Below are 18,905 nucleotides of genomic sequence, written 5' to 3'. Positions count from 1 at the left end.
CAAAACACCAACGTAAGAACAGATCTTACTGCATTGCGTTGATACGCGCGGTCAGATTAGATTTATGACGCGCTGCTTTGTTTTTGTGGATCAAACCTTTACTGGCCTGACGGTCCACAATGGGTTGCATGGCAGAAAAAGCATTCTGCGCTGCATCTTTATCACCTGCATCGATAGCCGCGTATACTTTTTTGATAAAAGTACGCATCATAGAGCGACGGCTGGCATTGTGCTGACGACGCTTCTCAGACTGTACGGCGCGTTTCTTAGCTGATTTGATATTAGCCAAGGTCCAACTCCCAAACATGTTCTATGAGACAATTCAAAGGCCGAGGAATATGCCCTTTCGGCCTTCTTTTGTCAATGGATTTGTGCAAATAAGCGCCGCTTGACTACGCAACGCCTGTTACAATGTGATGGCGCAGGATTCTACCAGTTTCAGCGCGCGGAATACAGCCTTAGACGATAAAAAAGCGATTATCTGTAATAAACAAACCAATTCGCGGCGCGGCGCCCGTCGGCCGGGCGGGGAAATGTCCTGTCCGGCAGAATAACCTGCGAAAAAACCCTGGTCGGGCAAAATAAGCATGACTTTCACCGTCGTTACTGTCAAAGATTGGATTCGCGGGTTAACCTTAGCGGCTGTACAAGGTATAATCCGCCGATTTCCTCAGTCTTGAGCCTGCTATGAAGCTTATTCGCGGTTTACATAACCTGCAGGCGCGTCCCCAAGGGTGCGTGCTCACTATTGGCAATTTTGATGGTTTCCATCGTGGGCATCAGGCGTTGATTGCACAATTGCAGACCGAAGGCCGCAAACGCGGCTTGCCGGTAATGGTAATGATATTCGAGCCCCAGCCGCAGGAACATTTTGCCGGCCGGGACGCACCGGCGCGGTTGACCCGCCTGCGGGATAAAGTGAAGTACCTGGCCCAGGCCGGGGTAGACGTAGTATTGTGCGTAACCTTCGATACGCGGTTCGCGGCCATCGGCGCCGAGTCGTTTGTCGCGGAGCTGCTGGTGAAAAAGCTCGGCGTCAGGTTTCTTTGCGTCGGCGACGATTTTCGCTTCGGCGCCGGGCGGCGGGGCAATTTCGCCTTTTTGCAGCAGGCGGGTATCGCGGCGGGCTTTGATGTCATGAGCACCGCCACGTATACGGAGGGCGGTAAGCGTATCAGCAGCACGGCGGTACGGGAGGCGCTTTGCAACGACCAGTTGGTTGTCGCCGAGATGCTCCTTGGCCATCCTTACCGTATTTCCGGGCGCGTGGAGCACGGCGACGAGCTGGGCCGCACCCTTGGCTTCCCCACGGCCAACGTCTCCTTAAAGGGCCGTCCAGCGCCCATTAACGGGGTCTATGCGGTGGAGGTCGGCGGACTGGCGGCGCAGCCGTTGCCCGGTGTGGCCAATATCGGCACCCGCCCGACGGTGGCGGGGCTTCGTCCGCGGCTTGAAGTGCATTTAATGGATATGGCGCAGGATCTTTATGGCCGCCATATAGAAGTGGTGATACGCGCAAAACTGCGCAATGAACAACGGTTTGCCTCCCTTGATGAGCTAAAGCGGCAAATCGCGAATGATGTGGTGAACGGCCGGGAATTCTTCGGACTGACGGCACCCCTCTAAACGCTCTAACCGAAAACGGAACCGAGAATCGAATGAGTGATTACAAAAACACCCTGAATTTGCCGGACACAGGGTTCCCGATGCGCGGCGATCTGGCCAAGCGCGAGCCTGGCATGCTGCAACGCTGGTATGAACAGGACCTGTACGGGATTATCCGTAACGCTAAAAAAGGCAAGAAAACCTTTATCCTGCATGACGGCCCTCCGTATGCCAACGGCAGTATCCATATCGGTCACTCGGTTAACAAGATTCTCAAAGACATTATTATCAAGTCCAAAGGCTTGATGGGCTATGACTCCCCCTATGTGCCGGGCTGGGATTGCCACGGCCTGCCGATTGAGCTGAAAGTTGAACAGATGATCGGCAAGCCGGGCGAAAAGGTCAGCGCCGCGGAATTCCGCGCCGCCTGCCGCAAATATGCCGCCGAGCAAGTGGAAGGCCAGAAAAAAGATTTTATCCGCCTGGGCGTGCTGGGCGAATGGGATCATCCTTACCTGACGATGGATTTCGGCACCGAAGCCAATATTATCCGTTCGCTCGGCAAAATCATCGCCAACGGCCATCTGCATAAAGGCGCCAAGCCGGTGCATTGGTGTATCGACTGCCGTTCCGCGCTGGCTGAGGCGGAAGTCGAGTATTACGATCGCACCTCGCCCTCCATCGACGTGGCTTTCCAGGCGGTCGACGCCGACGCCGTGGCGGCAAAATTCGGCGTGAGCGGGGTTGCCGGGCCGGTGTCGCTGGTGATCTGGACCACCACGCCCTGGACCCTGCCGGCCAACCGGGCGATTTCGGTCCATCCGGACTTCGAGTATCAGCTGGTCGCGGTGGACGGGCAAAACTGGATACTGGCCGCCGACCTGGTGGCAAGCGTAATGCAGCGTGCGGGTATCGCCCAATGGACCGTGCTGGGCAGTTGTAAAGGCGGCGCGCTGGAACTGCTGCGCTTTCGCCACCCGTTTATGGGCTTCGACGTGCCGGCGATCCTGGGTCAGCATGTGACGCTGGAAGCCGGTACCGGCGCGGTGCATACCGCGCCCGGCCATGGCCCGGACGATTATGTCATCGGCCAGCAATACGGCCTGGAGGTCGCCAATCCGGTGGGGCCGGACGGGTGCTACCTGCCGGGGACCTATCCGGATCTCGACGGGCTGCAGGTGTTCAAGGCCAACGATGTGGTGGTCGAATTATTGCGCGCGCACGGCGCGCTGGTGCATGTGGAAAAGCTGGTGCACAGCTATCCGCACTGCTGGCGTCATAAGACCCCCATCATTTTCCGCGCCACGCCGCAGTGGTTTATCAGCATGGATCAGAAAGGGCTGCGCAAACGTTCCCTGGAAGAAATCAGGGAAGTGCAGTGGATCCCGGGCTGGGGACAGGCGCGCATCGAAAATATGGTGGCCAATCGTCCCGACTGGTGTATCTCGCGCCAGCGCACCTGGGGCGTGCCGATGTCGCTGTTTGTCCATAAGGATACCGAGGAGCTCCATCCGCGCACGCTGGAGTTGATGGAAGAAGTGGCCAAACGGGTCGAGAAAGACGGCATCCAGGCCTGGTGGGATCTGGATCCCGCCGCTATCCTCGGGGCTGAGGCGGCCGAGTATACCAAAGTGCCGGATACCCTGGACGTGTGGTTCGACTCCGGTTCGACGCACTCGTCCGTGGTAGCGGTCCGTCCGGAATTCGGCGGCCACGAGCCGGATATGTACCTGGAAGGTTCCGACCAGCATCGCGGCTGGTTTATGTCGTCGCTGATGATTTCCACCGCCATCAAAGGCCAGGCGCCCTATCGCCAGGTGCTGACCCACGGTTTTACCGTCGACGGGCAGGGGCGTAAAATGTCCAAATCCATCGGCAACGTGGTCAGCCCGCAGCAGGTGATGGATAAACTCGGCGGGGACATCCTGCGTCTGTGGGTGGCTTCCACCGATTATACCGGTGAAATGGCGGTCTCCGACGAGATCCTTAAGCGCTCCGCCGACGCGTACCGGCGTATTCGCAATACCGCGCGGTTCCTGCTGGCCAACCTGAATGGGTTCGACCCGGCGCTGCACAGCGTCAAGCCGCAGGAGATGGTGGTGCTGGATCGCTGGGCCGTGGGCCGGGCGCAGGCGGCGCAGGCGGAAATCATCGCCGCCTACGACAGCTATGACTTCCATAACGTCGTGCAGCGCATGATGCAGTTCTGCTCGGTGGAAATGGGGTCTTTTTACCTGGATATCATCAAAGATCGCCAGTACACCACCCAGGCCGACAGTATCGCCCGCCGCAGTTGCCAGACCGCGCTGTACCATATCGCCGAAGCGCTGGTGCGCTGGATGGCGCCGATCCTGTCTTTTACCGCCGATGAGATCTGGGGCTTCATGCCGGGTGAACGCGCCCAGTATGTCTTCATCGAAGAGTGGTATGAAGGGTTGTTCGGACTGGACGCCGGTGAAACCATGAACGACGCTTACTGGGAACAGGTGTTGAAGGTGCGCGGCGAAGTGAACAAAGTGCTTGAGCAGGCCCGCGCCGATAAAATCATCGGCGGGTCGCTGGAGGCCCGGGTCACCCTGTATGCCGAACCGGCCCTGGCGAAAACGCTGGGGGCGCTGGGTGAAGAGTTGTATTTTGCCCTGCTGACTTCGCGCGCCGATGTGGCTGATTACAGCGCGGCGGGAGAGGATGCCCAGCAGTGCGAAGGATTGAAGGGCCTTAAAATCGCCCTGGCTAAGGCCGATGGTGAAAAATGCCCGCGTTGCTGGCATTTTGAAACCGATATCGGCGCTGACGCCGGGCATCCCGAAATTTGCGGGCGTTGCGTCACTAACGTGGCCGGCCCGGGCGAAGAGCGTAAATTTGTCTGATGAGTAAATCCTTAGCATCCACCGGTCTGCGCTGGCTTTGGCTGGCGCTGGTCGTACTGATTATCGACCTGGGCAGCAAGCAGTTGATCATGCAGCATTTTATGTTGCATGAGACGTTGCCGCTGATCCCGTTTTTTAACATTTTTTATGCCCACAACTATGGCGCGGCGTTCAGTTTTCTGGCCGATAAAGGGGGATGGCAGCGTTGGATGTTTGCCATTATCGCCCTGGTCATCGCCGTGGCGTTGATGATATTAATGTACCGTTCAGACAGCCGCCAAAGAATGACCAATTGCGCCTACGCCTTGATTATCGGCGGCGCGCTGGGCAATCTCTTTGACCGCCTGGTGCATGGCGTGGTCATCGATTTCATTGATTTTTATGTCGGTGACTGGCACTTCCCCACCTTCAACGTGGCGGATTCGGCCATTTGTATCGGCGCACTCCTGATCGTGCTGGAAGGGTTTATGCATCCGGCCGATAAAACGGCTAAGCAGAAAGGTTAAGCGGCATGTCCGAACAGGTGCAGTCCGACAGCGCGGTGCTGGTGCATTTCGACCTTAAACTCGAGGATGGCACCATTGCCGAATCCACCCGGCGCGAAAATAAACCGGCGCTGTTCCGTCTTGGCGATGATAGCCTTTCACCGGCCCTTGAACAGTCGTTGCTCGGGCTGCGCGTGGGGGATAAAAAATCGTTTTCCCTGGCGCCGGAGTCGGCGTTCGGGCCGGTTAATCCGGATTTGATCCAGTTTTTTTCCCGCCGGGATTTTATCGAAACCGGCGTGCCCGACGTGGGCACCATTATGCTGTTTACCGCCATCAGCGGTAATGAAATGCCCGGATTGATTCGTGACGTGGCCGAGGAGTCGATCACCGTGGATTTTAACCATCCGCTGGCGGGCCGCACGGTCTATTTCGATATCGACGTATTGGCAATTGATCCGCAGCAGGAGGATAAACATGCGCATCTTACTGGCTAACCCGCGGGGTTTTTGCGCCGGTGTCGACCGGGCCATCAGTATTGTCGAACGCGCGCTGGAGATTTACGGCGCGCCGATCTACGTGCGTCACGAAGTGGTGCACAACCGCTATGTGGTGGAGTCGCTGCGCGCCAGCGGCGCCATTTTTATCGAGCAAATCGACGAAGTGCCCGACGGCTCTATCCTGATTTTCTCGGCCCACGGCGTATCGCAGGCGGTGCGCGCCGAGGCGAAAAACCGCGATTTGACGGTATTCGACGCGACCTGCCCGCTGGTGACCAAGGTGCATATGGAAGTGGCGCGCGCCAGCCGTAAAGGAACGGAAGCCATTTTGATTGGTCACGCCGGGCATCCGGAGGTCGAGGGCACCATGGGGCAATACAATAACCCCAACGGCGGCATGTACCTGGTGGAGTCGCCCAAGGATGTCTGGAAACTGCGGGTGAAGGACGATGCCAACCTGTGCTTTATGACCCAGACCACGCTGTCGGTGGACGATACCTCGGATGTTATCGACGCGCTGCGCGAACGGTTTCCGTTGATTATCGGACCGCGTAAAGACGATATCTGTTATGCCACCACCAACCGCCAGGAAGCGGTGCGCGAGCTGGCCGCCGATGCTGACGTGGTGCTGGTGGTCGGCTCGAAAAACTCGTCTAACTCCAACCGGCTGGCCGAGCTGGCCCAGCGGGTGGGCAAACCGGCCTATCTTATCGATACCGCGGCGGATATCCAGGAAAGCTGGCTGCAGGGTATCGATACCATCGGGGTAACCGCCGGCGCTTCCGCGCCGGATATTCTGGTGCGGGAGGTGATTGCGCGTCTGCAGGGGCTCGGTGGCGAGGGGGCGGAGGAACTGATCGGGCGCGAGGAGAATATTGTGTTCGAGGTGCCGAAGGAGCTGCGGGTGAATGTGAGGGTGGTGGAGTAAGACCGGCTTTTGCTTGCGCCGCATGCCCTGTAAATGACATTTCCAGTCGCCCGCGGCGGTTTGATGCGGCGACGCGGTAAACCTGTTCTTATCGTGCCCCAGGACGTGCAAGAGAGGGGCTTCAAATCCCTTTTGGCGATCGATCAATTTGGCGGCAGTCAAATTGATCGTATTCAATGGGATGTGCCGGTTTTTTATCCCTGTTCTACAGTCTGAACCGGTATTCCGGGGCGCCGACGGCGCTGGTATAAACATGCAGCAACGCGCCGTCGAGCGCGCCGGGAGGATCGAGATTTTTGCCGGCGCTGGTGATAAATAATTCATTACGCCCGGGGCCGCCGAAAGCACAGCAGCTCGGTTGGCGTACCGGTAACGGCAGATCCTCGATTAGCGTCAGTTCGCCATCGCCGATGGCGTAGCGGCTCAGGCAGCCATGGCCGAAGCGCGCGTTGATCAGTTCTCCGGCCGCGGTCAGCGCCGAACCGTCGGGGGTCTTGTCTCCGGCATCGAATACCCGCAGGCGGGCGGTATTGATGGCGGCGGCGTCGCTGGCGTAAAACCGCTTTTCGGCGCTGTCGGCAAACCACACCCGGTCGCCATGCCACGCCAGGGTATTGGGGATGGTGACATGGCCCATCATGCTCCGCGGCCGCGCTTCGCCGGCGGCAAAGCGGTACCAGCCGCCGATAGGACGCTCTTCCGCCAGGTCCATGGTGCTGAACCATAATGAGCCGTCGGGGGCGATGGCCGCCTCGTTTGGCCGGGTGCCGGCGGCGTCGGCCGGGTAGGGGCACAGGAGCTCAAGGCGTGGGGTATCCCGGCCGGCGCTGCTCTTTTCATAGTGATAAAGCAGTATGCCCTGCTGCGCCACGATCAGGAACTGCTCTTCCCGCTCGGTCGGCAGCGCCGCGCTGAACAGACAATCCAACCGGCGCTGTTCGACGCATCCCCGGGAGGGCCAATAGCGCAACAGGCGCTGTTGCAAAATATCTACCCACAGCAGCGATTGGCTACGGCTGCACCAGACCGGCGTTTCGCCCAGGGCGGCGCGATAATCCCCAATGGCCTGGATTGTTGAGGTAAAAAAAGGACTCATCCTGTCTCTCCGTGGCGAGTGTTCGGCTGTAGATATCCAGTATAGCCGCTTCGCGCCGGATCATCCGCGCCCGGCACCGGCCGGGAGATGAATAAACATTCATTTCTCCCGCGCTGCGGCCGCACCCGGCCCGGTCCATTGCCGTGACTGATGAAAGCCGGCTTCTGACATATAATGCTAATTCCAGGGGAAATCCGCTGGCGGCAATCCGGGACGGCGGTTACCCTAAACTGATTTTATCATGCCAACCAACAGAGAGTGTCTATGAGCGTAACACCAGTTCGCATCGCCATCGCCGGTGCGGGCGGCCGTATGGGCCGCCAACTGATCCAGGCGGTACTGCAATCGGAACAGGCGTGCCTGGGGGCGGCGCTCGAGCGCGCCGGCTCAAGCCTGATTGGCGCGGACGCGGGGGAGTTGGCCGGGCAAGGCGCGTTGGGGATAAGGGTCGGCGACAGCCTGGAAGCCATTAAAGATGACTTTGATATCTTTATCGATTTTACCCGGCCGGAAGGCACCCTGACGCATATGGAATTTTGTCGGCTGCATGGCAAAGGCATGATTATCGGCACTACCGGTTTTGACGAGGGGCAGAAGGCGCGAATCGGGCAAGCCGCCGGGCAGATCGGCATTGTCTTTGCCGCTAATTTCAGCGTGGGGGTCAACGTTATGCTGAAATTACTGGATAAGGCCGCCAGGGTTATGGGCGACTATTGCGACATCGAGATCATCGAGGCGCACCACCGTCACAAGGTGGACGCGCCTTCTGGCACCGCGCTTGCCATGGGGGAAACCATCGCCGGGGCGCTGGGCCGCAACCTCAAGGACTGCGCCGTATACAGTCGCGAGGGCCATACCGGCGAGCGTGTGCCCCATTCCATCGGCTTCGCCGCCATACGCGCCGGGGACATTGTCGGCGAACATACCGCGATGTTTGCCGATAACGGCGAACGTATTGAGATTACCCATAAGGCTTCCAGCCGCATGACCTTTGCCAATGGCGCGGTCAGGGCGGCAATATGGCTGAAAGCGCAGAAAGCGGGCCTTTATACCATGGCGGATGTGCTGGATCTGGCAAGTTTATAACTCTATTTTTTACTGCCACCTGAAGTCTGCCATTTTATCACTATGATTAAATAGAGATAATTTTATTTTATTGGAATTATCTCTTAAAAAATCGTTTTCAATGGAAATGGAGGGCCAAATGGCTTTAAGTTTGGCTTTCAGCGGTTATTTTTCTTGATGATTGCCATTCTGGGCTGATTATTGCGCTTTCGCGCCTGCGCCGGTTCCTTTTAACAAATTTCTGGCCACGCAACCGGTTACTCATGCCCTAAATGAGTGCTTTTTAGCGGTTTCAAGGTGTGTAACCGGCTTAATTGCCATTATTTAGTAAAAAACATCAGCCCGGGGTGGACAAATGACCAGCTCATCATTAAAATGCGCCCAATTTGCCGAAAATCTACCTTGAAGGTGTTTTTTGCATTGATTAAGATCGTTAAATCTGAATTAATATGCAAATACAATGACTGAATATTCCTTGGAGGGTGTTTTGATAAAGTCAGCGCTGTTGGTTCTGGAAGACGGAACCCAATTCCACGGTCGGGCCATTGGGGCAGCGGGAACGGCAGTGGGGGAAGTGGTCTTCAATACATCGATGACCGGCTATCAAGAAATCCTCACCGATCCTTCCTATTCCCGCCAAATCGTTACTCTCACTTATCCCCATATCGGCAATGTCGGCACCAACGAAGCAGATGAAGAATCGTCCCGCATCCAGGCCCAAGGGTTGGTCATACGCGATTTGCCGCTTATAGCCAGTAATTTTCGCAGTACCGGTTCCCTGTCGGACTACCTCAAGCAAAATAATATCGTCGGTATCGCCGATATCGATACCCGCAAACTTACCCGCCTATTGCGCGAAAAAGGCGCCCAGAACGGCTGCATTATCGCCGGCGACGCGCCTGACGCGGCGCTGGCCTTGCAAAAAGCGCGCGAATTCCCGGGACTGAAGGGCATGGATCTGGCCAGGGAAGTCAGCACCGCCGAGCAATACAGCTGGACCCAGGGCAGTTGGGCATTGCATGCCGGCCTGCCTGCGCCGGCCGCGCCGGACGCGCTGCCCTACCATGTGGTGGCGTACGATTTCGGCATCAAACGCAATATCATGCGTATGCTGGTGGATCGCGGCTGCCGCCTGACGGTGGTGCCGGCGCAGACGCCGGCCGACGTCGTCCTGGCGATGGATCCCGACGGCATCTTCCTCGCCAACGGCCCGGGCGATCCCGAACCCTGCGATTACGCCATCGCCGCCATCAAAACCTTTCTCGAGACCGAGACGCCGATCTTCGGCATCTGTCTCGGCCACCAACTGCTGGCCCTGGCCAGCGGCGCCAAGACCGTCAAAATGAAGTTCGGCCACCACGGCGGCAACCACCCGGTAAAGGATATTGACGCCAACCGGGTCATGATTACCGCCCAGAACCACGGTTTTGCGGTGGATGAAACCACGCTGCCGGCGAATCTGCGCGTCACGCATACCTCGCTGTTCGACGGTTCGTTACAGGGATTGCACCGCACGGATAAGCCGGCGTTCTGTTTCCAGGGGCATCCGGAAGCCAGCCCCGGCCCGCATGACGCCGCGCCGCTGTTCGACCATTTTATCGAGTTGATCAAGACTTACCGTTCCCAGGCAAAATAATCAGGAGCAAGACCATGCCAAAACGTACAGATATATCCAGTATCCTGATTCTGGGCGCCGGCCCGATTGTCATCGGCCAGGCGTGCGAGTTCGATTACTCCGGCGCGCAGGCGTGCAAGGCCCTGCGTGAGGAAGGCTACCGCGTGGTGCTGGTGAACTCCAACCCGGCCACCATCATGACCGATCCCGATATGGCGGATGCCACTTATATCGAGCCTATCCATTGGGAAGTGGTGCGTAAAATCATCGAAAAAGAACGCCCCGACGCCATCCTGCCGACCATGGGCGGGCAAACCGCGCTGAACTGCGCGCTGGACCTGGAGCGCGAAGGTGTTCTGGCGGAGTTCGGCGTCACCATGATTGGCGCCACCGCCGATGCCATCGACAAAGCGGAAGACCGGCAGCGTTTTGATAAGGCGATGAAAAAAATCGGTCTTGAGACCGCGCGCTCCGGTTTTGCCCACAATATGGAAGAGGCGCTGGCGGTGGCGGCGGACGTGGGTTTCCCCTGCATTATCCGTCCGTCGTTTACCATGGGCGGGTCGGGCGGCGGCATTGCCTACAACCGCGAGGAGTTCGAGGAAATCTGCGAACGCGGCCTCGATCTGTCACCCACCACCGAGCTGCTGATCGATGAGTCGCTGATTGGCTGGAAAGAGTACGAGATGGAGGTGGTGCGCGATAAAAACGATAACTGCATCATCGTGTGCTCGATTGAAAATATTGACGCCATGGGCATCCATACCGGCGATTCCATTACCGTGGCGCCGGCGCAAACCCTGACCGATAAAGAATACCAAATCATGCGTAACGCCTCGATGGCGGTATTGCGTGAAATCGGCGTGGAAACCGGCGGCTCGAACGTGCAGTTTTCGGTAAACCCTAAAAACGGCCGGCTGATTATCATCGAAATGAACCCGCGGGTTTCCCGCTCCTCGGCCCTGGCCTCCAAGGCCACCGGTTTCCCGATTGCCAAGGTGGCCGCCAAGTTGGCGGTGGGGTATACCCTCGATGAACTGATGAACGATATCACCGGCGGACGCACGCCCGCCTCGTTCGAGCCGTCCATTGACTACGTCGTCACGAAAATTCCGCGCTTTAACTTCGAGAAGTTCGCCGGCGCCAATGACCGCCTGACCACGCAGATGAAGTCGGTGGGCGAGGTGATGGCCATCGGCCGCACGCAACAGGAATCGCTGCAAAAAGCCCTGCGCGGTCTGGAGGTGGGCGTCACCGGTTTTGACCCCAAGGTCAGCCTGGACGACCCGGAAGCGCTGACCAAGATCCGCCGCGAACTCAAAGACGCCGGCTGCGATCGCATCTGGTATATCGCCGATGCTTTCCGCGCCGGGCTGTCGGTGGACGGCGTCTTTAACCTGACCAATATCGACCGCTGGTTCCTGGTGCAGATAGAAGAGCTGGTCACGCTTGAAAACGTGGTGGCGGAGAAGGGCGTCGGCGCGCTGGACGCCGAATTCCTGCGCCAGCTGAAGCGCAAGGGCTTTGCCGATGCCCGCCTGGCGACGCTTGCCGGCGTGTCGGAGGGGGAGATTCGCAAACTGCGCGAAGAGTACAACCTGCATCCGGTCTATAAACGGGTCGATACCTGCGCCGCGGAATTCGCCACCGATACCGCCTACATGTACTCCACCTATGACGAAGAGTGCGAATCCAATCCCAGCCGCGACCGGGAAAAAATCATGGTGCTGGGCGGCGGGCCAAACCGTATCGGCCAGGGCATCGAGTTCGACTACTGCTGCGTCCACGCCTCGCTGGCGCTGCGCGAGGACGGTTACGAGACCATTATGGTCAACTGTAACCCGGAGACGGTCTCCACCGATTACGACACGTCCGATCGCCTTTATTTTGAACCCGTTACGCTTGAAGATGTGCTGGAAATCGTGCGCATCGAGCAGCCGAAAGGGGTGATTGTCCAGTATGGCGGCCAGACCCCACTTAAACTGGCCCGGGAGCTTGAAGCGGCGGGCGTGCCGATTATCGGCACCAGCCCCGATTCCATTGACCGCGCCGAAGATCGCGAGCGCTTCCAGCAGGCGGTGGAACGCCTGGGACTCAAGCAGCCGGCCAACGCCACGGTGACCACCATCGACCAGGCGGTGGAGAAGGCGGCGACCATCGGTTATCCGCTGGTGGTGCGTCCTTCCTATGTACTGGGCGGCAGGGCGATGGAAATCGTCAACGACGATGTCGATTTGCTGCGCTACTTCCAGACCGCCGTCAGCGTCTCCAATGACGCGCCGGTGCTGCTGGACCGTTTCCTTGACGACGCGGTGGAAGTGGACGTGGACGCCATCTGCGACGGCCAGCAGGTGCTGATTGGCGGCATTATGGAACATATCGAGCAGGCAGGCGTGCACTCCGGCGATTCAGCCTGTTCGCTGCCGGCCTATACCCTTAGCCAGGAAATACAGGACGTGATGCGCCGGCAGGTCGAGCAACTGGCGTTTGAACTGCGGGTGCGCGGGCTGATGAACGTGCAGTTCGCGGTTAAGGCCAATGAAGTCTATCTGATCGAGGTCAATCCGCGCGCCGCGCGTACGGTGCCGTTTGTTTCCAAAGCCACCGGCGTGCCGCTGGCGAAGGTTGCCGCCCGGGTGATGGTGGGGCAATCGCTGGCCGACCAGGGCATTACCCAAGAGGTTATCCCGCCGTATTACTCGGTCAAGGAAGTGGTGCTGCCGTTTAATAAATTCCCCGGCGTCGACCCCATCCTGGGGCCGGAAATGCGCTCCACCGGCGAGGTGATGGGCGTGGGCCGCACCTTTGCCGAAGCCTTCGCCAAAGCCATGCTCGGCAGCCAGTCCCGCATGAAAAAATCCGGCCGGGCGCTGCTGTCGGTGCGCGCCGGCGACAAGGGCCGGGTAGTGGATTTGGCGGCGAAACTGCTCAAGCACGGCTTTGAACTGGATGCCACGCACGGCACCGCGGTGATATTGGGCGAAGCGGGAATCAATCCCCGGCTGGTGAATAAAGTGCATGAAGGGCGGCCGCATATCCAGGACCGCATTAAAAACGGCGAATATACCTATATCGTCAATACCACCGCCGGACGCCAGGCAATCGCGGACTCGAAGCTTATCCGCCGCAGCGCGCTGCAGTATAAAGTGCACTACGACACCACCATGAACGGCGGCTTCGCCACCGCCATGGCGCTAAACTCGGACCCCACCGAACGCGTGATTTCAGTTCAGGAAATGCATGCGATGCTGAAGGGATAGCGGCATATCGCCATATCCTGGCCAGGCGCGTGGCCGGGATACGGCGGCAAAATACGCTTATCCGTGCGGGACGCTCCAGGAGCGTCCCGATTTTTTTATCCCAGGGCGACCTTGATTCCCAGGGCAATCAGCACCCCGCCCAGCAGCTTGTCCACCAATTTTTGCGTTTTGGCGAGGGCGCGGCGCACGGGACCGCTTTGGATTAATAGCACCAGCAGCGGCCACCAGACTAGCGCCAGCAACAGGATAATACCCGCGTACCAGAGTTTTTCGGCAACGTCCGATTGCACCTGCAGCACTTGGGTAAACACCGCCAGGAAAAACAGTGTGGCCTTCGGATTGAGTAAGTTATTCAAATAGCCCTGGATAAAAGCGGTTTTCAGGCTTACCGGCTGATGCGGGGCATCGTTGAGGCTTATTCTGCCGGCGCCGCGGGATAGCAGCGCCTGGATGCCGATCCAGATCAAATATCCGGCGCCGGCGTATTTCAGCAGGTTAAACAGCCAGGGTGTGGTGGTAATCAGCACTGCCAGCCCGGCGACGCAATACGACATATGGGTGGCGACGCCGCAGATCACACCAAGGGATGTCATCATGGCGGCCCGTTTGCGATAGCGGGCGGCATTCCTGATCACCAGAAAAAAGTCGGGGCCGGGAGAAAGCATGCCAAGGGTGGCGATGGAGGCGACAAACAGTGAGGTTTCTAACATGACGGACTCGGCAATCAACCAGTAAGCGCTTCAGGATAACGCCGGCGCAGGGGAAGCGCACCCTCGATTTGGTTCAGCACTTATGTACCGTATCGCGGCAGCGCAGGAACGCGGCGGGACGGGCGCGATCCCGTTGCCGGGAGAACGCCGCGCCGCCGCCGGCGTTTACAGCAGATCCTCCATCCTGAAGCTAAAACCTCCCGTCCGGGACGGTGGTTCCGTCGTTTGCCCGTGTGTAGCCCTATTTTCGCCTTTAAGGATCACATCCGCCCGGCCGCGCCGGGTAACGCACAGGACTTGCCCTTGTTCCAGGGACTCAAGCGCTTGCGCCAGGTTGTTGCGCAGCGCGGTGTAACTGATGGTTTGCATATCAGCATCCAATATAATGATGAATTATCCCTTAGGTTGGCCTTGTTTTGTTCAGTTAAGCTTAACATCGGGCATTTCAAAGCGCGGCGAAATGATGCCGTATAATGTCCAGCCGAGGAACGTGACGATCGCACCCCACATCATCGCCTCTTGCCCGGAGCTGTAGAGCGCATAAAAGCTGTATAGCGCGCCGAGAAAGGCGATGCCGTTGGTGACTCGCGCCCTGGCCGGCGGCAGGCCCGCGGATTTCTGGATCACCACGGTGGCCGCCATCGACAGGATATAAGGAATAATGTTGGTGACCACCGCCAGGTTCACCAGCACGTTGAACTGTTTGTTCAGCGACGGGCTGATGGTCATCAGCGACAGACCGGTCTGGATGGCGACGATGATAAGCATGCCTTTCACCGGCGCGTCCGCCTTATTCGTGTGGGAAAACACCTTGGGAAAATAGCCGGCGTCGGCGGAGGATTTGAAGACCTGGGCGATGGTAAACTGCCAGCCCAGCAGGGAACCGACGCATGACATGATCATCAGCGCCATGATGATTTTGCCGACGAAAGGCGTAAACATATAGGAAAACGCCAGCCCGAACGGCGCGGTGGAATTCGCCAGCGCCAGGTTGGGCACGATGCCGGCGATAACATTGGTGGAGACCACATAGATAACCGCTGCCCCGAGCGTGCCGCCCAATACGGCGATCGGCACGTTGCGTTCCGGGTTTTCCACCACGTCCATATTGGCGCAGGCGGATTCCAGCCCCAGGAACGCCCAAAGCGTCATGGCGATGGAGGAGCCTATGGCCTCGAAGGTGGGGATGGCATGGGGATTCCAGGCGGCCATGTAGGCGGCGCCGCTAAACCAAAACCACCCGATCAGGGAAATGCCAACAACTGGAATAATGACGCCCCATATAGTGATACTGCTGATGTTCCCGGTAATGCGCGCGCCGCCAAAATTGGCCATGGTGGCCAGCCACAGCACCACGATGGTGGCCAGGCAGATGCCAAGCGGCGTGAGGGTTTGTCCCACCAGTTCCGTACCGTAGCCAACGGCTGAAATGGCAATGGCGACATTGGCGATCAGCAGGGAAACGCCATAGGTGTAATTGGCCATGAAGTTACCGGATTTGCCGAAGGCATATTCCGCATAGCCGCCCATCCCGCCGGGCTTGCGGCTGAACATGCCGCATTTGGCGAACGCGTAGGCCAACGCCATCGACCCCAGGGCGGTAACCAGCCAGGAGACAATGGACAGGGTCCCGACCTCCGCCAGTTTGGTGGGCAGCATGATAATGCCGGAACCCATCATATTCACGGCGGTCAGGACGGTGAGCTGCACCACGCCCATTTTATTTTTCGTTTTATTCATGATCATGGTCCTTTTTGTTTATTGTTTAACGACATAACCATAGGCGTGCTGTATTCCATCCCGATCGCGCTCAAGATAAACCCCCTGCAGCTCCGGCGAGAAGCCGGGCAGCAAATTGATGCCTTCCTCCAGCGCCAGGAAATACCGTTGCACGGCGCCGCCCCACACTTCGCCGGGCACCATGCAAAGCACTCCCGGCGGGTAGGGCAGCGCGCCCTCGGCGGCGATGCGGCCTTCCGCCTTGCTCAGCGGCACCAGTTCAACATGACCGCGCACGAACTCGCCGTTGGCATCCTGCGGATTCATCGCCACCCGCGGGAAGTTCCCCTGGCGGAACATGTCCTTTTGCAGTTGTTTAACGTCGTAACTGACATATAAGTCATGCATTTCCTGGCACAGGCGTCGCAGGGTATAACCCTGGTAGCGTTGTCCATGGCTGGCGACAATGGCGGGCAGGACGTCGGATAAGGGCGCATCTTGCAGTATAAAACGTTCAAAACGGGCGATCTGGGCGACCAGGTGCTGCATTTTAGCCATATCTTCCGCCGGCGTAAGCAGGAACAGAATGGAGTTCAGATCGCATTTCTCGGGCACGATGCCGTTTTCACGCAGAAAGTTGGCCAGGATGGTCGCGGGGATACCGAAATCGGCATACTCGCCGCTGGCGGTGTCAATACCGGGGGTGGTCAGCAGCAGTTTGCAGGGATCGACAAAATACTGGTTTGGCGCATACCCGTCGAACCCATGCCATTTTTCACCGGGCACGAAATTAAAGAAACGCAGGTCCTGCGCCATTTCGGCGGTGTCAAAATCCTGCCAGGGACGCCCTTCCACGCTTACCGGTACAAAGGGCCTGATCATCGAGCAGGTATTCAGCAGGATCTTTCGGGTCTCGATGCCCAGGGCGACACAATCCGCCCACAAGCGTCGGCCGCTTTCGCCGGCATGCATCCTGGCATTGACATCCAGCGCCGCGAACAACGGATAAAAAGGGCTGGTGGAGGCATGCAGCATAAAGGCATTGTTAAAACGCTTATGATTGCAATATCGCGCCTGCCCCTTGATATGCCGGTCCTTTTTATGAATTTGCGAGGTTTGGGAAAATCCGGCCTGCTGCTTATGCACCGACTGGGTCACGATAATGCCCGGATCGTTTTCGTTTAGCTCCAGCAGCAGCGGGGAACAATCCTTCATCATGGGAATAAACTGTTCATAGCCGACCCAGGCCGAATCAAACAGGATGTAATCGCAGAGATGGCCGATCTTATCCACCACCTGGCGCGCGTTATATATCGTGCCGTCATAGGTCCCCAACTGGATAACCGCCAGACGGAACGGCCGGGTTTCGCCGGCGCGTGCGGGGGCCACGCGGCGAATTTGCGCGCGCAGATAATCCTCCTCGAAACAGTGGGCATCGATGCCGCCGATAAAACCGAACGGATTACGGGCGGTCTCCAGGTAAACGGGCGTCGCGCCCGCCTGGATCAAGGCGCCGTGATGAACGGATTTATGATTATTGCGATCGAACAGTACCAGGTCGCCCCGCGCCAGCAGGGCATTGGTCACCACTTTATTCGATGCCGAGGTGCCGTTAAGGACAAAATACGTTTTATCGGCGTTAAAAACTTTGGCCGCATGCTGTTGCGCCGCGCAGGGCGCGCCTTCATGAATTAACAAATCGCCCAGCTTAACGTCGGCATTACACATATCCGCACGGAACAGCGTTTCGCCGAAAAAATCAAAAAACTGGCGTCCCACCGGATGCTTACGGAAAAACTGCCCGCCCTGATGACCCGGGCAGGCAAAGGAGGAATTACCCATTTCCACATATTTCTTTAACGTGGAAAAGAAAGGCGGCAATAATTCTTTTTCATATTTTGTCGCCGCGGACTCCACCTGTTTGCCGTAAAAATCGGCATTGCCGTCGCCCAGCTCAAATACGCCGTTAACCCTTGTCAGGTCATGATTCGCCAGCTCTTCGTGGCAGCCGATGGCGACAAAAATAGGGATGTCGAGACCGGTAAGTTTGATGGCGTCAATGGCGCCGCCATGGGTTTCTGATAAGGATAATACTACCGCCGCAATATCTGAGAAATCTGTATTAAGTATATCAACCGTCTCCCTTTCGCTATTAAAACATGATTTTACCGCGGCATTGGCGACAATTTTCAAGGGTTTCATTCTATTATATTCTCCTGGAACAGGGACAAAGGATTGCCTTCGGTTAAATAGGAATCGACAGTCCCATAGTTATTTTTTAAGCATAATGATGCGTAATAGTACCTGCCGTACTATTAATAAAATGATGGCCAGAATCATGGCGAATCATCATCTCACAGCCGTGGCGGGCTGAAGATCTTCCGGATGCTGTTCAGTACGGTTCATGGACAATAGCGGCCCGTCAGGATGCGTTAAAACATCTGGCTGGCGGTATTATCTATGGAGAGACGGCAATGACAGTCCCGCAGAAGAGGGTGCCATGTCCAAGGGAAATTTATCTGAAAGAGAAAAAAGAGAAAGAGAAATAGTCACGGCATCGGGGCATCATTAAATGCCTCACTCTGCGTATATGCGCCATTTTCCGGTTATTGTTTTCCATTATGGTTACCTGTTAGTGGGTAAGCAACGAACTGACAGGCGCTATACTATCGGCCATGGAGCCGTTTTCTGTGATCAATCTCATGATTATGGCGGTTCTTTATGGCCTCTATTTAGGCTTAAAAAATAAAAATCCAGCGGCGGCAAGATTGTCTTTTTTAAAACGAAATAAATGGAGCGCATGATAATTCATTTCATTTTGGCGGGGGAAATATCTGAAAAACGAGTGCGTAAATTTAAGCAGTTGAATATGATTAAAGACATGTACAGGTAAGGCATCAAAACAGGATTAAATCGCCTCAGCGCCCATGATATTGGATTATCGACCAGGCTACCGTCCCTTGGGCGGTCGCCAATGCTGTTTAACGCGTGATGCCCATAGAAGATCATCTGCATGATAATACGTAATTATTGCATATATCGGAAACAGGAA

The 18,905-nt window shown here is 57.2% G+C and carries 15 protein-coding genes; 8 read left to right on the top strand and 7 right to left on the bottom strand.

Annotated features, from left to right (window positions below; translation table 11 throughout):
- Positions 1-25: 25 nt before the first annotated feature.
- Entirely contained in the window at positions 26-289 is a 264-nt protein-coding gene (rpsT, locus tag ACL2XF_RS16185; protein WP_162364018.1) for a 30S ribosomal protein S20, read from the bottom strand.
- Positions 290-687: 398 nt separating this feature from the next.
- On the opposite strand from rpsT, the gene ribF reads away from it, so the two are divergent.
- Genes ribF through ispH form a run of 5 tightly spaced genes read left to right on the top strand, consistent with a single transcriptional unit; the run spans position 688 to position 6,388 of the window.
- Positions 688-1,626: a bifunctional riboflavin kinase/FAD synthetase gene (ribF, locus tag ACL2XF_RS16180; RefSeq protein WP_413727165.1), complete on the top strand. Its 939-nt coding sequence runs from the start codon at positions 688-690 to the stop codon at positions 1,624-1,626.
- 32 nt (positions 1,627-1,658) lie between these two features.
- The gene (gene ileS / locus ACL2XF_RS16175) at positions 1,659-4,475 is read left to right on the top strand and encodes an isoleucine--tRNA ligase (protein WP_413727164.1); all 2,817 of its coding nucleotides are present in this window, start codon (positions 1,659-1,661) and stop codon (positions 4,473-4,475) included.
- Complete coding sequence (gene lspA, locus ACL2XF_RS16170) at positions 4,475-4,981, top strand: signal peptidase II (protein WP_410016462.1); 507 nt, start codon at positions 4,475-4,477, stop codon at positions 4,979-4,981. Before ileS ends, lspA begins: the two co-directional genes overlap by 1 nt.
- Before the next feature lie 5 nt (positions 4,982-4,986).
- Positions 4,987-5,457, top strand: coding sequence for an FKBP-type peptidyl-prolyl cis-trans isomerase (gene fkpB, locus ACL2XF_RS16165; protein WP_410016461.1), 471 nt, complete (start codon positions 4,987-4,989; stop codon positions 5,455-5,457).
- Positions 5,438-6,388: a 4-hydroxy-3-methylbut-2-enyl diphosphate reductase gene (gene ispH / locus ACL2XF_RS16160; RefSeq protein ID WP_410016460.1), complete on the top strand. Its 951-nt coding sequence runs from the start codon at positions 5,438-5,440 to the stop codon at positions 6,386-6,388. Before fkpB ends, ispH begins: the two co-directional genes overlap by 20 nt.
- A gap of 205 nt (positions 6,389-6,593) precedes the next feature.
- Here the strand turns inward: ispH and ACL2XF_RS16155 are convergent, their stop codons facing one another.
- Positions 6,594-7,484, bottom strand: a complete 891-nt coding sequence (locus ACL2XF_RS16155) for an SMP-30/gluconolactonase/LRE family protein (RefSeq protein ID WP_413722119.1) — start codon at positions 7,482-7,484, stop codon at positions 6,594-6,596.
- A 264-nt stretch (positions 7,485-7,748) separates the two neighbouring features.
- On the opposite strand from ACL2XF_RS16155, the gene dapB reads away from it, so the two are divergent.
- The 3 genes from dapB to carB all read left to right on the top strand — a co-directional run bounded on the left by dapB (position 7,749) and on the right by carB (position 13,424).
- Positions 7,749-8,570: a 4-hydroxy-tetrahydrodipicolinate reductase gene (dapB, locus tag ACL2XF_RS16150; protein ID WP_413727163.1), complete on the top strand. Its 822-nt coding sequence runs from the start codon at positions 7,749-7,751 to the stop codon at positions 8,568-8,570.
- Positions 8,571-9,036: 466 nt separating this feature from the next.
- Positions 9,037-10,185, top strand: a complete 1,149-nt coding sequence (gene carA, locus ACL2XF_RS16145; protein WP_410016457.1) for a glutamine-hydrolyzing carbamoyl-phosphate synthase small subunit — start codon at positions 9,037-9,039, stop codon at positions 10,183-10,185.
- Between the two features lie 14 nt (positions 10,186-10,199).
- Complete coding sequence (gene carB / locus ACL2XF_RS16140) at positions 10,200-13,424, top strand: carbamoyl-phosphate synthase large subunit (RefSeq protein ID WP_413727162.1); 3,225 nt, start codon at positions 10,200-10,202, stop codon at positions 13,422-13,424.
- 95 nt (positions 13,425-13,519) lie between these two features.
- On the opposite strand, the gene ACL2XF_RS16135 is transcribed toward carB, so the two are convergent.
- From ACL2XF_RS16135 to speFL, 5 genes are all read right to left on the bottom strand, one after another.
- The gene (locus ACL2XF_RS16135) at positions 13,520-14,134 is read right to left on the bottom strand and encodes a LysE family translocator (protein WP_410016455.1); all 615 of its coding nucleotides are present in this window, start codon (positions 14,132-14,134) and stop codon (positions 13,520-13,522) included.
- Positions 14,135-14,299: 165 nt separating this feature from the next.
- Entirely contained in the window at positions 14,300-14,503 is a 204-nt protein-coding gene (locus ACL2XF_RS16130) for a type II toxin-antitoxin system Phd/YefM family antitoxin (RefSeq protein ID WP_413727161.1), read from the bottom strand.
- A 51-nt stretch (positions 14,504-14,554) separates the two neighbouring features.
- Entirely contained in the window at positions 14,555-15,874 is a 1,320-nt protein-coding gene (potE, locus tag ACL2XF_RS16125) for a putrescine-ornithine antiporter (RefSeq protein ID WP_410016453.1), read from the bottom strand.
- An 18-nt stretch (positions 15,875-15,892) separates the two neighbouring features.
- Positions 15,893-18,055 carry an ornithine decarboxylase SpeF gene (speF, locus tag ACL2XF_RS16120; protein WP_413727160.1) on the bottom strand — a complete coding sequence of 721 codons (2,163 nt, stop codon included), beginning with the start codon at positions 18,053-18,055 and terminating at the stop codon, positions 15,893-15,895.
- 313 nt (positions 18,056-18,368) lie between these two features.
- The gene (gene speFL, locus ACL2XF_RS16115; protein WP_410016626.1) at positions 18,369-18,452 is read right to left on the bottom strand and encodes a leader peptide SpeFL; all 84 of its coding nucleotides are present in this window, start codon (positions 18,450-18,452) and stop codon (positions 18,369-18,371) included.
- Between the last annotated feature and the right edge of the window lie 453 nt (positions 18,453-18,905).

It is taken from the genome of Sodalis sp. RH19 (genome assembly GCF_047324215.1).
GTDB lineage: Bacteria > Pseudomonadota > Gammaproteobacteria > Enterobacterales > Enterobacteriaceae > Acerihabitans.
The sequence above is the reverse complement of the archived record's forward strand: the minus strand, read 5'-3'. Positions and strand labels throughout refer to the sequence as shown.

What these genes read in the sequence shown, in the direction of transcription:
- ribF (WP_413727165.1), top strand. Translation starts at nt 688, where the DNA reads ATGAAGCTTATTCGCGGTTTACATAACCTGCAGGCGCGTCCCCAAGGG.
- ileS (WP_413727164.1), top strand. Translation starts at nt 1,659, where the DNA reads ATGAGTGATTACAAAAACACCCTGAATTTGCCGGACACAGGGTTCCCG.
- lspA (WP_410016462.1), top strand. Translation starts at nt 4,475, where the DNA reads ATGAGTAAATCCTTAGCATCCACCGGTCTGCGCTGGCTTTGGCTGGCG.
- fkpB (WP_410016461.1), top strand. Translation starts at nt 4,987, where the DNA reads ATGTCCGAACAGGTGCAGTCCGACAGCGCGGTGCTGGTGCATTTCGAC.
- ispH (WP_410016460.1), top strand. Translation starts at nt 5,438, where the DNA reads ATGCGCATCTTACTGGCTAACCCGCGGGGTTTTTGCGCCGGTGTCGAC.
- ACL2XF_RS16155 (WP_413722119.1), bottom strand. Translation starts at nt 7,484, where the DNA reads ATGAGTCCTTTTTTTACCTCAACAATCCAGGCCATTGGGGATTATCGC.
- dapB (WP_413727163.1), top strand. Translation starts at nt 7,749, where the DNA reads ATGAGCGTAACACCAGTTCGCATCGCCATCGCCGGTGCGGGCGGCCGT.
- carB (WP_413727162.1), top strand. Translation starts at nt 10,200, where the DNA reads ATGCCAAAACGTACAGATATATCCAGTATCCTGATTCTGGGCGCCGGC.
- ACL2XF_RS16135 (WP_410016455.1), bottom strand. Translation starts at nt 14,134, where the DNA reads ATGTTAGAAACCTCACTGTTTGTCGCCTCCATCGCCACCCTTGGCATG.
- ACL2XF_RS16130 (WP_413727161.1), bottom strand. Translation starts at nt 14,503, where the DNA reads ATGCAAACCATCAGTTACACCGCGCTGCGCAACAACCTGGCGCAAGCG.
- potE (WP_410016453.1), bottom strand. Translation starts at nt 15,874, where the DNA reads ATGAATAAAACGAAAAATAAAATGGGCGTGGTGCAGCTCACCGTCCTG.
- speF (WP_413727160.1), bottom strand. Translation starts at nt 18,055, where the DNA reads ATGAAACCCTTGAAAATTGTCGCCAATGCCGCGGTAAAATCATGTTTT.
- speFL (WP_410016626.1), bottom strand. Translation starts at nt 18,452, where the DNA reads ATGGCGCATATACGCAGAGTGAGGCATTTAATGATGCCCCGATGCCGT.